Consider the following 13,943-nt stretch of genomic DNA (forward strand, 5'->3'; position numbering starts at 1 on the left):
GTACACTGATTTCTACGTTCATGGCACTTCTCCTTTCGGTTTGATTTTTTGGTGATCAAAACCATTACAAGGAAAAGTGCCTTTTTCTACCCTTTCAGAATTCACACAAAATATTTTACACTACCGGTGAAGACCCAGACGCCAAGTTTGAGGCCGCGGAAGAGGTCTTCGGCATTGCCCGCTCTGAAGCGGAGGAACTCATATCGCTGGCCAGGGAACAGGCAACGGAAGTCGCCAGATCACTCGATATAGATATTGAACCTCCGGACACCTCCGGCGAATCAGCTTCTGAAAAAGATGCCGAAAAGCAGAAACATCTTGTCCGGGTAGTCAGAGACATTTCTCTGCTTCAGGGCACGCTTCAAGAGCTTTTAGAGGCGCATGGTGAAGAATCTATCCTTAAAACCGTCAAGCAAGGCATTCAGGTCTTATTTGATATTCACAGTATTCTCTTTTTCCTGTATGACAGGGAAAAAGATTCCCTGGTTGGAAGAGGTGGTATGGGTCCCGGTCTGGATCCGCTGGTCAAGGAATTAGCCGTTTCTGTACAGAAGGGAAGATGTCTTTTGGCCAAGTCTCTTTCCCGCGGAACACCCTTGGACTCTTTTGGCTATCTGGCAAAGGAGGCCCTCAGCATTACAGACAACCAGCTAATTCGCTTAATTGGGACAGACGGCCTCCTGTGCCTTCCGATGGTGGCCCACAGAGAGCCTGTTGGCGTGGTTATCCTTGGTATAGATGAGACACAATTTTCCTGTTTGTCTGAAGAGATAAGCCTCTTGACCATGTTTATCAACCAGGCGGCTTTATCCATTTATGCTGAAAATGTCAGGCAAACCCAGGCAAGTATAGTCCAGGCTGAGCGCTTAAGGGCTTCATCCGAAGTAGCCAGACGAGTGGCCCACGAAGTAAACAACCCGTTAGGCATCATAAAGAATTATCTCAAGATGCTCGGTATTAAGCTGAGTGAGAACAATGCTGTTCAGGAAGAGATAAATATAATCAATGAAGAAATAGATCGTATTTCCGGCATTATTAGTGTATTATCTGATTTTTTCGAACCTAAGGTTCGGCAGAAGGAACCTGTTGATATCAATTCACTGATCTCGGATCTTATTAAAATTACGCATGAAGCCCTTCTTATAGAGTCCGGCATAAAGGCTCAACTCGACCTGGAGCCTTCGTTGCCACCTGCCATGACGGACAAAAACGGCCTTAAACAGGTCCTTATTAATCTTATTAAAAACGCGGCTGAGGCTATGCCGGGAGGAGGGAATCTTAATATAAAGACTCGACGCGTCTTTGATGGCCCTAAGAAAGATTTAAGAAAGGACTTGCATGAAGATCAAGCCTATGTGAAGATTACCATCAGTGATGACGGACCTGGAATACCTGAAAGGATCAGGTCGAGGCTGTTTGAACCGTTTGTCAGCTCAAAAGGAAAGGGACATGCCGGATTGGGTTTATCTATTGCCGGCAGCATTATCAGGGACTTAAACGGAACAATAACATGTGAAAGCGAAGAGGCCAAGGGAACAACTTTTAAAATAGAACTGCCTGTAGAAAAAACGCAGGGCCGGTAGTTTGTGGAGGTGGCAATGTCTTATATACCAAAGGTCTTAATCGTTGATGATGAACCCCGCATGTGCAACAGCCTGAAGACCTTACTAAACGACCATGGATATGAGGCGAAAACTGCGTACAGCGGGAAAGAGGCAATAGAGCGCCTGGCCGAGGACAGTTTTGATCTGGCCCTCGTGGATATTGTCATGCCGGATATGAGCGGTCACGAGATTATGGACCATATTAACAGTGAATACCCGGCGACGTTGGTCATCGTTATGACCGGGCACGCTACTTTAGAGTCGGCAGTAAAATCCTTGAGGAGGTGGGCCTACGATTATCTCAGGAAGCCCTTTGATTTTGAGCAACTCTTAAGGAGGGTAAAAAATGCCCTTGATCAAAATATATTGAAAAAACAACATGAGCTTCTCAACGGGAAACTCGAGTTAACAGAAAGGCAATACCGGTTTTTGGTCAATGCCTCCCCGGATATCATTTATACCTTGAATCCTGAGGGGGAATTTACATTTGTAAATGGCGCTATCGAGTCGCTGCTTGGTTATAAGGGCTCCGAGCTGGTTGGCAAACACTATACATCTATTGTTTTTGAAGACGATATAGATAAAGCCAAAAACCATTTCAACGAGAGGAGGACCGGGAGACGTGCAACTCATGGTCTGGAATTGAGGCTGAAACCTAAATATAACGGGAACCAACCAAGGTCCTTTGAAGCCAGACACTTGGCCATCGAATTAAAGTCCATGGGAATCTATGACAGGGCAGTTGGACAGAAAGACAAAGAGTTTTACGGAACCTATGGGGTGGCCAGAGACATAACCGATCGCGAGCGCCTTAAGGCCCAATTGCTGCAGGCCCAGAAGATGGAGGCGATAGGGACCCTTGCAGGCGGCATTGCTCATGACTTTAACAACCTGCTCATGGGAATCGAGGGACGGACCTCTTTGATGGCCCTGGATATCGATTCAGATCATCCTCATGCCAAACATCTCAAAGCTATTGAGGATATGGTTAAAAAGGGAGCGACTCTTACCAGGCAACTTCTGGGTTTTGCCAGGAGGGGCAAATACGAGGTAAAGCCCACAGACCTGAACGACCTTGTAGAGAAATGCTCTGAAATGTTCGGTCGTACCAAGAAAGAGATAAGAATATACAAAAAATACCAGGAAGAGATCTGGATGGTAGAAGCGGACCAATCACAAATAGAACAGGTGCTGCTGAACCTTTATGTAAATGCCTGGCAGGCCATGCCGGACGGTGGAAACCTGTATATCAAAACCGAAAATGTCACACTCGATGAAACGGATATCAAACCTTTTAGGGCAGGGCCTGGTAATTACGTAAAGTTGAGCGTGACTGACACCGGCGTTGGCATGGACGAAGAGACCCAGCGGCGCATATTCGATCCGTTCTTTACCACCAAGGAGATGCACAGGGGACAGGACTGGGACTTGCTTCTGTTTACGGCATTATCAAGAATCATGGCGGCATGATAGACGTTTTCAGTAAAGAGGGCCAAGGGACTACCTTTGACATTTTCCTCCCTGCCGTTGAAATACCTATAAGTGAGCATGCTACGGATAAGCCGGAGAAAAAGATTGAAAGGGGACACGAGACGATTCTCCTCGTGGATGACGAGGACATGATTATCGAGGTCGTTCAGGATATGCTTACATCAATGGGTTACAATGTATTGCCGGCCAGATCTGGGAAAGAGGCCATAGAGATCTACAATGCAAATACGGACGAGATCGATATGGTAATCCTGGATATGATCATGCCGGATATAAATGGCGGCGATGTCTATGACACACTCAAAGAGATCAACCCGGAGATAAAAGTGCTTCTTTCAAGCGGTTACAGCTTAGACGGTAAGGCGAACAAAATACTTGAGCGCGGCTGCGATGGATTTATTCAGAAGCCCTTCAATACAGGTCAGCTATCCGAGGCCTTAAGAAAGATCCTTCACCCCAATCTCTGAATTCACAATTCCTGAACCGGCGGACTCTAATTTTTTACCCTGTTTCACCTCCAGCCTGACAGCATTATGGCCGTTGAAATAGAACTCAGAATAAAAAAGGCGGATAGAAGAAAATTTTGAGATAACAGAGGCCGCCAAGAACCTGGTCATGAAAGTAGATGTAATACTGTTTGACCGGCTTCCGGCATTTATAGAGACGGTAGAATTTTGTGCCGCCCTGTGATGTCAGTTCTCTGGATACAAAGGTTCAGAAGGGTTCTTTGTCGGTGAGGATGCAAAAAATTAAATATGCAACTCCTTGAGACTTCGGATATGCACGAATTAACAATAGCCCGATCCCTTATTGAAATCATAGAACAGGAATGCCTCACCTATGGTCAGGCAAAGGTGATTAAGATCGAGCTCAGACTCGGGAAACTAAGTGGCATAATGCCGGATTCCCTGAGATTTGCCTTTGAAGTTATGAGCACAGGCGGTATAACCGAAGGGGCATCCCTGCTGATCGAGGAGGTACCATTGAGGATAAAATGTAACCGGTGCAGGAAGGTAAGCACTCTGGATGCCCCCTTCTTGATATGTCCTTATTGCAAGGGGACAGATGTAGAGATGATAGGGGGAAGGGAGCTTGAGATAAGAGGGATAGAGATAGAAGATGGAAATCAAGATAATCAAGAAAATCCTTGAGGCAAACGAGGTTATAGCCTGGCAGAATATGAGGCTTTTTCTGGAGAAGGGGGTCTATGTAATAAACCTGATGGGAAGCCCTGGTGCAGGGAAGACAACGCTCCTGGAAAGGACGGTGAAACACCTGAAAGGTAAGATGACGATCGGTGTAATCGAGGGTGATATCGCGACATCCAGGGATGCAGAGAGGATTGCATCTTATGCCGTTCCCACTGTTCAGATAAATACGGGGGCGGCCTGCCATCTCGATGGGAGCATGGTCAGGAGCGCACTTGATGATCTTGATTTAGACCGGATAGATCTACTCATTGTAGAGAATGTAGGTAACCTTGTGTGCCCAGCGGAGTTTAAGATAGGTGAGAATGATAAGGTAATGATCGTCTCTGTCCCTGAAGGTGATGACAAGCCCCTGAAATATCCCCTTATGTTTCAGGTCTGCTCTGTTCTGCTGCTGAACAAGATCGACCTCCTTCCATACCTGGACTTCGACATGAAGCGGTTTCGAAACGATGCCCTCAAGGTCAATCCCCGCCTGAAGATCATGGGCATATCCTGTAAAACAGGCGAGGGCCTCGATGACTGGTTCGGATGGATTGAGGATATGGCCGGCAGATAAGGATGGTTGATGGAAGAGGTCAGGGCTTGTGTAAAGATGGAGGGGATTGTTCAGGGAGTGGGGTTCCGCCCCTTCGTTTACGGCCTTGCCCAGAGGCACGGCCTGAGAGGCTGGGTCCTTAATGATGAAAGAGGTGTCCGGATAGAGGCCGAGGGAGAAAAGGACAAGGTGCACGGCTTCCTTTCCGGGCTGTCCTCTCCACCGTCCCTTGCCATGATAATAAAGACTGCTGTAGCATATCTTCCACCTTTGGGTTATAACAGCTTTGAGATAAGGAACAGCAAAGAGGGTGAAGACAGGTTTGCGTTCATTTCACCCGATATAGCCATCTGCAACGATTGCCTTGAGGAGCTCTTCAACCCCCAAGACCGCCGCTTTAATTACCCCTTTATCAACTGCACCAACTGCGGTCCCCGCTTCACTATTATTAAAGACATCCCCTATGACAGAGAAAATACCACGATGTCTGGCTTCAGGCTGTGCCCATCCTGCAGCAAAGAATATAACGATCCGTCGAATAGGCGTTTTCACGCCCAACCCAATGCCTGTCCTCACTGTGGGCCAACACTGAAGCTCTTCTCCGGCTCCGGGGAAAAGATCGCAACCCATAATCCGATAAGAGAGACTGCCAAATTATTGATGATGGGTAAGATTGTGGCTATCAAAGGGCTTGGCGGGTTTCATCTTGCCTGTGATGCAACACGGGAAGATGTCGTTTCCCGCCTCAGAAAGAGAAAGGGCAGGAAAGATAAGCCCTTTGCCCTCATGTGCAGGGATCTGGATGTAATCCAAGGAATTTGCCTCCTGGATCATATGTCAAGAAGGCTCCTTGAAGGCAAGGAAAGGCCGATCGTTATCCTCCCAAAGAAAACTGTTGCAACTGTAGCCCCATCCGCTGCTCCTTTCCAGAAGACCTTTGGGGTAATGCTTCCCTATACACCTCTCCATCATCTTCTTTTTGCCAAAGGGGCCCCGATTCTTGTAATGACTAGCGGAAATGTAAGCGATGAACCCATTGTCTTTAAAGATAATGAGGCCTTTGTCCGGCTGCGGCGGGTAGCCGATTTCTTTTTGGTACATAACAGAGAGATTCACACAAGATGTGATGACTCGGTCATTAAACCCTTAAATGGAAGCATAACCTTTTTAAGGAGGGCCAGGGGGTTTGCACCCCTTCCCATCAAGTTAAACAGGGATGGAAAGAGCATACTCGGATGCGGGGCGGATATAAAGAATACGTTTTGCCTTACAAAGGGGCGTTTTGCCTTTTTGAGCCAGCATATAGGGGATATGGAGAACTTTGAGACAATGAGATCCTTTGGAGAGGGGGTGGAACTGTTCAAGCGACTATTCCGGATAGAACCCGAATGTGTAGTCCATGATCTGCATCCGGACTATCTCTCTACCAGATATGCCATGGGACTTGCATTACCAAGGATAGGGGTTCAGCATCATTTTGCCCATGCCCTGAGTTGCATGGCGGAATATGGCAGCAAAGGGCCTGCGCTGGCAATAGTGTTCGATGGAACAGGGTACGGGGAGGATGGCGCTGTCTGGGGCGGGGAGTTCCTGGGGGTGACAATTAACGGATATGAGAGGTTTGGGCACCTGAGATATATTCCTCTCCCCGGAGGCGATATGGCGGTGAGGGAACCGTGGAGGATGGCGGCAGCCTATCTTGAAAGGGTCTATGGAAATCTTGATGGCCTTCACATACCTTTTGTAAAGAGGCTTGACCTTGAGCGATGGTCCCAAATAAGGCTGGCTATCAGGAACAAGATAAATTCCCCTCTGTGCTCCAGTATGGGCAGGCTCTTTGATGCGGTGAGCGCCCTTCTCGGTGTCAGAGGGACCATTAATTATGAAGGCCAGGCCGCCATTGAGCTCGAACAGATGGCAGAAAAAGCGGAAACGGGCGAGTATCCCTTTAAAATTCTAGAGGAAAAAGGAATGCTTATCATCAACCCCGACCCCATTATCGAGGCCATTATAAAGGATATAGGAAACGGAGAAGGCCCTTTCATTATCTCTGCCCGTTTTCACAATTCCATAGCCAGGGTTATATCCAGGATGGCCAAGAGAATCAGGTTGGCAGCAGGTCTGTCTGATGTCTTCCTGAGTGGCGGGGTGTTTCAAAACCATTATCTCCTTGCGAAGGTACTGGATATTCTTAAAGAAGACGGCTTCAGGGTTTATACTCATCAAAAGGTACCTCCAAATGATGGGGGGATATCGCTCGGGCAGGCCTTCTACGCCCTTTACATCAAAGGAGATTAGATATGTGTTTGGGTATACCTGGTAAAGTTGTCTCCATAAAGGGGGATTTCGCCGAGGTTGACTTTGGCGGCGTACGTACGAAGGTAAGTCTTTTGCTATCTCCTGATGTTAGTGAAGGAGATTACGTGCTCGTTCATGTGGGCTTTGCCATCCAGAGGCTTGGGCAGCAGGAAGCTATTGAGACGTTAAGGCTCTTTAAGGAGATAGACAGGGGTTATGTTGACTCAATCGAAGGCAATGGATGAAGAGAATATTGCCTCTATCATCCTGAAAGAGCTATCCCGGCTTGCCGATGGGCACCTCCGCTTTATGGAGGTGTGTGGCACACATACAGTATCTATCTTCCGATCCGGGATAAGATCTCTTCTGCCCGAAGGAATAGAGCTTATATCCGGTCCGGGGTGTCCGGTATGTGTGACACCTGTAGGAGAGATCGACAGGGCCATTGCTATGGCTCAATTAAGAGATGTGACACTTTTGACATTTGGTGACCTGATGAGGGTTCCCGGCTCTTCTCTGTCCCTTTATGAGGCGCGGGCCATGGGAAGGGACATCAGGGTAATAACTTCTCCTTTAGATGCCGTTGAGATTGCAACAAGAGAACCGGGGAGGAGGATAATTTTCTTTGCGGTAGGCTTTGAGGCTACCTCTCCGGCCATTGCTGCTGCTGTCAAAGAGGCAATGAGAAAAAGGCTCGGCAATTTATATCTACTTTCTTCTCAGAGGCTTATTCCTCCGGCTATAAAGGCCTTGCTTTCCTCAAAAAAGGTAAAGATTGATGGTTTTATCCTCCCTGGCCATGTAAGCGTGATAATCGGGAAAACTCCCTACTCCTTTATTGCCCATGAATTTTGCCTTACAGGCGTGATAACCGGGTTTGAGGCAACTGATATCCTGGAAGGAATATACATGCTCCTTTGCCAGAAGAAGGAAGGACGATCGGAGATAGAGATCCAGTACAGGAGGGCGGTAAAAGAGGCGGGAAATCGCCTGGCCATGGAGGTCATGAAAGAGGTATTTGAGCCTGTTAGTGCCCGCTGGAGGGGTCTGGGCCTGATTCCTGAAAGCGGCCTGAAATTGAGAGGAGGGTTCAAGGAAATGGATGCGTCCGAGGCCTTTGACATTCCTTATAAGGATAAGGAAGATCCCCCTGGTTGTCTGTGTGGCGAGATACTTCAGGGGCTTAAAAGCCCCCCGGATTGTCCCCTTTTTGATAAAAGGTGTACTCAGCAGAATCCGGTAGGGCCATGCATGGTATCTTCAGAGGGGACTTGTGCCGCCTACCACAGATACGGAGTTTACCATGAAGGAAAAAGGGGGAAAGATACTTCTCGCTCACGGGGCAGGGGGAAAATTGACTCACGACCTTATACACGCACTATTTCTGCCCTTCCTTAAAAATAAGCTTCTTTGCGCCCTCGATGATAGCGCCGTAATACCCACAGGCAAGGGATCCAGACTTGCCTTTACTACTGATTCTTATGTAGTCAAGCCCCTTTTTTTCCCTGGAGGCGACATAGGAAGGCTTTCGATCTGTGGAACTGTAAACGACCTTGCTATGGCAGGGGCCAGGCCTTTGGGACTCTCAGCCTCTTTTATCCTGGAGGAGGGTTTCTCCGCAGGGAAGCTTGAAAGGGTTCTCTCTTCGATGAAGGAAGCCGCTATGGAGGCAGGGGTGATGGTGGCAGCGGCAGACACAAAGGTCGTAGAGCATGGGGCGGCGGAAGGGCTTTTCATCACTACATCCGGAATCGGGGTTATATCCGAAGGGGTGGATATAAGCGGATCCAGGGCAATGGCTGGCGATGCCGTTATCATTAACGGCCCGATTGGAGATCATGAGATAGGAGTGCTCGTTGCCAGGGGTGACCTCTCACTGGAGGGGAAGATAAAGAGCGATTGTGCCCCGCTAAACGGCCTTGTGCAGGCGATGCTGGATACTTGCGGCAATATTCATGTCCTAAGGGACCCAACCAGGGGAGGGCTTGCAACCGTCCTTTGGGAGATTGCCAATGCATCAAAGGCGGGGGTTATCATCGATGATCAAAAGGTAAAGGTGAGACAAGAGATAAAAGGAGTATGTGACCTGCTCGGATTTGATCCTTACTATCTGGCCAATGAAGGGAAGCTCGTTGCCTTTGTCCCTCAGGAAGAGGCGGAGACAGTCCTTGAGGCAATGAAGGCAAACCCTCTGGGCAGGGAAGCAGGGATAATAGGAGCGGTTGTGGATGAAAACCCTGGAAAGGTTCTTCTTAAGACCAGGATAGGGGGCTACAGGCTTCTTGAACCCTTAAGCGGCGAGCAATTCCCCAGGATTTGCTGAATAAGATCCCGGGTATGAGAATTTGGTAACCGATCACAGGGTGCTTCTTCTTTCAACATGCTCTCGCCCTTTGTTTTCTGAGGCCTTTGCAGCACGGGACCCTCCCCGTTCTCCTTCGCTGCGCTCCGGAGCCGGGGTCTCCCATGCTGCAAAGGCCAAGAAAACTTGCAGGGCTGACGCAAATCGTTTTCAGAAGAAGCACCCTGTGATCGGTTACAAATTAGGATATGCCCTCATTGAGGCTTTCTTTATCAGCGGCGGGAAAATCGTGGCAGATTCGCTCCAGGTATGGCACAATAGAAACAGGAGTTGTGCATATGGCTGAAAGAATAGGTGTTTTTGTATGCGAATGTGGTCCGAACATAAAGGATGCGATGGATATAGATGAGGTAGTGAAGTTCGCCCAAGGCCTTGAAAATGTGGTTCTGGCCAGACCTTTTGGACTTTTGTGTTCTGAGGAGGGCAAGGAGCTTGTTGAGAAAGAAATTAAGGAACATGACCTGACCAGGGTGGTGATCGCGGCCTGCTCCCCAAAAGAACACGAGGCTACTTTTAGGGAAATCCTAATGAATGCGGGCCTTAATCCCTTCCTTTTGCAAATCGCCAATATCAGAGAGCAATGCGCCTGGGTCATTAAGGATAAGTCCCTTGCCACTGACAAGGCAAAGGCAATCATTAATGCAGCAGTCAGGCGGGTTGTTCACCATGAACCCCTGGAAATTAATGAGCTGGAATGCCAGACGGATGTCCTTGTAATAGGGGCCGGGGTTGCGGGGATAAGTGCTGCGCTGACGCTGGCACAAAAAAATAGAAAAATCTATCTGGTTGAGAAGTTGCCATGTCTTGGAGGAAAGGTCGCCTTGTACGAAGACCTGTTTCCAACCCTGGAGTGCGCCTCTTGTATGCTCGATCCGGTATTAGATGAGGTCTTACATAACGGGCAGATTGAGGTTCTTACATTTAGTGAAGTCCAAGAAGTCCTGGGTTTTTATGGAAATTTCGTGGTCAAGGTCAGGAAGAAAGCAAGATTCGTGGATATTGGCACTTGCATTGGCTGCGGGGTGTGCCTTGAGGTTTGCCCTGTTAAGGTAAGAAATGAGTATAATGAGGGACTTGATGAACGACGGGCCATCTATATTCCTTATACCGGTGCCCTGCCAAACGTGCCGGTCATAGATAAAGGGCACTGTTTACGCTGGCAGGCAGAGGCGTGCAACGCCTGCCAGGAAGTCTGTCCTTTCGGCTGCATCAACTACGAAGAAACCGATCAGGTCCAGGAATTGAAAGTGGGTGCAATCGTCTTGGCTACGGGGTTTGACATATTTGATCCAAGGCGTGCACCCCGGTATGGATACGGAAAGATTGAAGATGTATATACCAGCCTTGAATTTGAAAGACTCGTAAATTCCACCGGGCCAACACAAGGGGAAATCTTGTTAAAGAACGGCAAGCCGCCAAAAAAATTGCACTTGTTCATTGTGTTGGTTCCAGGACCAGCGTGTTCAATGAACACTGCTCCGGTCTCTGCTGCATGTATTTGCTGAAATTTGCCCATCAAGCCATGCAGAAATTGCCAGACGTTTCTGTCGTTGAGCTATATTCAGATCTCTGCCTGCTGGGAAAAGAATCACAGGCCTTCTTTAACAGGGTCTCCAGTAAAAACGGCCTGGAGCTGCTTCGCATGAAAGATCCCAATTCGATCAAAATAGTTGAAGAAAACGGCAAGATATCAATTAAATATATAGATGTGCATGGGCACTCAAACTCGGTTACTCCTGATATGGTGGTTTTGGCCCCGGCCATTGAAGGGGCAAGAGATGCCCAGGTCTTGTCCGAGGTTCTGGACATATCACGAGATAGGGCCGGTTTTTTTATTGAGAAACACACAAACATAGCCCCTGTCTCGACGCTCAGAGAAGGCGTCTTCGTTGCCGGCTGTGCACAGGGACCAAAGGACATCCAGGGCTCGTTTGCGCAGGGCCAGGCGGCAGCAGGCAGGATCCTGTCACATCTTATCCCTGGAGAGAAGCTGGCGCTTGAGGCTATGACTGCCGAGGTGGATGAAAACCTGTGTTCCGGGTGTAAAATATGTATCAGCCTGTGTCCTTACAAGGCAATAACTTACGATGACGTGGAAAGACATGTTACAATCAATGAAATTCTGTGCAAGGCGTGCGGCGTTTGCTCCGCGGCTTGTCCCAGCGGGGCCGTTAAGGCCAAACATTTTACGGATACGGCGATATCTGCAGAAATAAAAGGGCTGGTTGAGCATTGTCAAGGTAAAGATGGGTCGTTTTGAACCTAAAATCGTTGGTTTTCTCTGCAACTGGTGTTCTTATGAAGGTGCAGATTCTGCAGGCAGAGAGCGAAAAGTGTATCCGGCAAACCTAAGGGCCATACGGGTTTTGTGCAGCGGCAGGACGGATCCCCAATTCATCCTGCAGGCCTTCAAGGAGGGAGCCGACGGGGTCCTTATTCTGGGATGCCACCCTGGCGACTGCCATTATAAAGAAGGTAATTTTTAGGCACTCAAGAGATACATAGTCTTAAAAAAGATGCTTGCCGAATTTGGTATAGAAGGAGACAGATTGAGGCTTGATTGGATTTCAGCCGGCGAGGGAGACAAGTTCGTTAGGGTTGTTTCGGAAATGGTTGAGAAAGTGAGGCAACTTGGGCCATTGCCTCGTTGATGCCGGAAAAAATCGGGATTTCTCACGGTTTTGTCGTAAATATCCGGTGGACCCGTCCGTGGTCCACCGGCAACCGGTCACACAGGGTGCCCCTTCTTCCAACATGCTCTCGCCCCTTGTTTTCTTAAGGCCTTCGCAGCATGGGAGACCCTCCCCCGTTCTCCTCCGCTGCGCTCCGGAGCCGGGGGTTTCCCATGCTGCGAAGACCAAGAAAACTACAGGGCTGACGCAAATCGTTTTCAGAAGGAGCACCCTGTGTGACCGGTTGCTGCAGGAGCGGTTTGCCTTTTGCAGGGTTTTGGGTAGCGGGCCGGATTGCACTGCCTCTCCGGTCTGCGATGAGTGAGCTTTGAAACCCGGAAAAAGGTAACCGCTTCAAGGCGGGATATAAAGAGTTTACCGAATATTTATGTTTTGTCTTGAGAGAAGCCGCGACGCCGGATAGGAGCTGGGGTGAAACTTTATGGCATTGAGGCCTTATAAGGTATGACGAAAAAACCGAAGATTGCGCTGTATTGGTGTTCGGGCTGCGGGGGATGTGAGGAATCCGTCATTGACCTGGCAGAGGATATCCTGAAGGTGGCCGCGGCCGCAGATATCGTATTTTGGCCGGTGGCAATCGATTTCAAATATAAGGACGTACTTGCGTTAAATGATGGTGAAATTACGGCAACCCTGATAAATGGGGCCGTCAGAATGGGTGAGCAAGAACAGATAGCCAAGATATTGAGGAAAAAGTCTAAGCTCGTGATAGCCCACGGAAGCTGTGCACATCTTGGTGGCATAGTCGGGCTGGCCAATTTTTATAAAGGGGAAGCCGTACTGAGCCGGTCATACAAGGAAGTTCCCACAGTAAAAAATCCTCAGGGCACGTTGCCCAAGGTTGAAACCGTAGAATCCGGCCGGCGGTTGAAGCTGTCGGGTTTCCATGATCATGTAAAGGCCTTGGATCAGGTAGTCGATATAGATTATTATATACCTGGTTGTCCTCCAACGCCTGATCTGGTGCAAAATGCGATCATGATGATCCTGGAGGACAGGCTCCCTGCAAGGGGGAGCGTGTTGGCGGAAAAGAAGGCCTTATGCGATACATGCCCCCGAAGAGACAGCAGGCCCAACAGGTCGCGGATAAAAGAGTTTAAAAGACTTTACGAAACAGAGTGGGACACTGCAAAGTGTTTTTTGGACCAGGGTATCATCTGTCTTGGCCCTGCCACGAGAGGCGGCTGCGGTGCAAGGTGTATAAATGCAAACATGCCATGTCGAGGTTGTTTTGGACCCACAGATAATGTGATAGACCAGGGGGTAAAATCTTTATCCTTCCTCGCGTCTATGATCGACTCAAGAGACGGGGAGACACTCAAGAAAATAGCGGATTCAATCCCTGATCCTGCCGGGTTATTTTACAGGTATAGCCTGGCTTCGTCGATACTGAAAGGGAAAATCATCAAGGGGACAACATGAGGCGAATTACAATCGATCCGATAACAAGGTTAGAAGGTCATGGAAAGATTGATATTTTCCTTGATGGTAAGGGGGGTGTAGAGAGGGCCTATTTTCAAGTGCCGGAGTTCAGGGGCTTTGAAAAATTTTGCGAAGGTAGGGCCGTCGAAGAGATGCCTACGCTTACACAAAAGATCTGCGGAGTCTGTCCTACCGCACACCATATTGCATCAACCAAGGCATTGGATGATCTCTTCAAGATAGAACCACCTGTGGCAGCAAAAAAGATCAGAGAACTCATGTATAATGCATTTATGTTTGAAGATCATATGTTGCATTTTTATTTTT

Annotated in this window: 13 protein-coding genes and 2 pseudogenes; 14 read left to right on the forward strand and 1 reads right to left on the reverse strand. The window is 48.5% G+C overall.

The window, feature by feature from the left end; all coding sequences use genetic code 11:
• Positions 1-500 precede the first annotated feature (500 nt).
• The 3 genes from C4B57_07965 to C4B57_07975 are packed head-to-tail and all read left to right on the forward strand — an operon-like array spanning position 501 to position 3,562.
• Complete coding sequence (locus tag C4B57_07965; GenBank protein PXF54219.1) at positions 501-1,583, forward strand: hypothetical protein; 1,083 nt, start codon at positions 501-503, stop codon at positions 1,581-1,583.
• A 15-nt stretch (positions 1,584-1,598) separates the two neighbouring features.
• Positions 1,599-3,074 carry a hybrid sensor histidine kinase/response regulator gene (locus C4B57_07970; protein ID PXF54220.1) on the forward strand — a complete coding sequence of 492 codons (1,476 nt, stop codon included), beginning with the start codon at positions 1,599-1,601 and terminating at the stop codon, positions 3,072-3,074.
• Positions 3,071-3,562, forward strand: a complete 492-nt coding sequence (locus tag C4B57_07975) for a hypothetical protein (GenBank protein ID PXF54221.1) — start codon at positions 3,071-3,073, stop codon at positions 3,560-3,562. Before C4B57_07970 ends, C4B57_07975 begins: the two co-directional genes overlap by 4 nt.
• Before the next feature lie 63 nt (positions 3,563-3,625).
• Here C4B57_07975 and C4B57_07980 read toward each other — a convergent pair.
• Positions 3,626-3,845, reverse strand: a pseudogene (locus C4B57_07980) (hypothetical protein).
• Between the two features lie 5 nt (positions 3,846-3,850).
• On the opposite strand from C4B57_07980, the gene hypA reads away from it, so the two are divergent.
• The 11 genes and pseudogenes from hypA to C4B57_08035 all read left to right on the forward strand — a co-directional run.
• Positions 3,851-4,246, forward strand: coding sequence for a hydrogenase maturation nickel metallochaperone HypA (gene hypA, locus C4B57_07985; GenBank protein ID PXF54222.1), 396 nt, complete (start codon positions 3,851-3,853; stop codon positions 4,244-4,246).
• A complete protein-coding gene (hypB, locus tag C4B57_07990; GenBank protein PXF54223.1) occupies positions 4,215-4,862 on the forward strand; it encodes a hydrogenase accessory protein HypB in 648 nt (215 codons plus the stop codon). The genes hypA and hypB overlap by 32 nt, the downstream gene beginning before the upstream one ends.
• 9 nt (positions 4,863-4,871) lie before the next feature.
• Positions 4,872-7,139, forward strand: coding sequence for a carbamoyltransferase HypF (gene hypF / locus C4B57_07995; protein PXF54224.1), 2,268 nt, complete (start codon positions 4,872-4,874; stop codon positions 7,137-7,139).
• A 2-nt stretch (positions 7,140-7,141) separates the two neighbouring features.
• The gene (hypC, locus tag C4B57_08000; GenBank protein ID PXF54225.1) at positions 7,142-7,384 is read left to right on the forward strand and encodes a HypC/HybG/HupF family hydrogenase formation chaperone; all 243 of its coding nucleotides are present in this window, start codon (positions 7,142-7,144) and stop codon (positions 7,382-7,384) included.
• Positions 7,377-8,537 (forward strand): hydrogenase formation protein HypD, encoded by a 1,161-nt coding sequence (locus C4B57_08005; protein PXF54226.1) that lies wholly within the window; start codon positions 7,377-7,379, stop codon positions 8,535-8,537. Before hypC ends, C4B57_08005 begins: the two co-directional genes overlap by 8 nt.
• Complete coding sequence (hypE, locus tag C4B57_08010) at positions 8,443-9,462, forward strand: hydrogenase expression/formation protein HypE (protein ID PXF54227.1); 1,020 nt, start codon at positions 8,443-8,445, stop codon at positions 9,460-9,462. Before C4B57_08005 ends, hypE begins: the two co-directional genes overlap by 95 nt.
• A 227-nt stretch (positions 9,463-9,689) precedes the next feature.
• Positions 9,690-11,006 (forward strand): hypothetical protein, encoded by a 1,317-nt coding sequence (locus tag C4B57_08015; GenBank protein ID PXF54228.1) that lies wholly within the window; start codon positions 9,690-9,692, stop codon positions 11,004-11,006.
• Positions 10,994-11,761: a hypothetical protein gene (locus C4B57_08020; protein ID PXF54229.1), complete on the forward strand. Its 768-nt coding sequence runs from the start codon at positions 10,994-10,996 to the stop codon at positions 11,759-11,761. Before C4B57_08015 ends, C4B57_08020 begins: the two co-directional genes overlap by 13 nt.
• Positions 11,748-12,152: pseudogene (locus C4B57_08025) on the forward strand (methyl-viologen-reducing hydrogenase subunit delta). Before C4B57_08020 ends, C4B57_08025 begins: the two are co-directional and overlap by 14 nt.
• Positions 12,153-12,638: 486 nt before the next feature.
• Positions 12,639-13,616 carry an oxidoreductase gene (locus C4B57_08030; GenBank protein ID PXF54230.1) on the forward strand — a complete coding sequence of 326 codons (978 nt, stop codon included), beginning with the start codon at positions 12,639-12,641 and terminating at the stop codon, positions 13,614-13,616.
• A partial coding sequence (locus C4B57_08035) for a Ni/Fe hydrogenase subunit alpha (protein ID PXF54231.1) occupies positions 13,613-13,943 on the forward strand: 331 nt, incomplete at its 3' end. The genes C4B57_08030 and C4B57_08035, both read left to right, overlap by 4 nt.

Source organism: Deltaproteobacteria bacterium, assembly GCA_003194485.1.
Lineage (GTDB): Bacteria > Desulfobacterota > Dissulfuribacteria > Dissulfuribacterales > UBA3076 > UBA3076.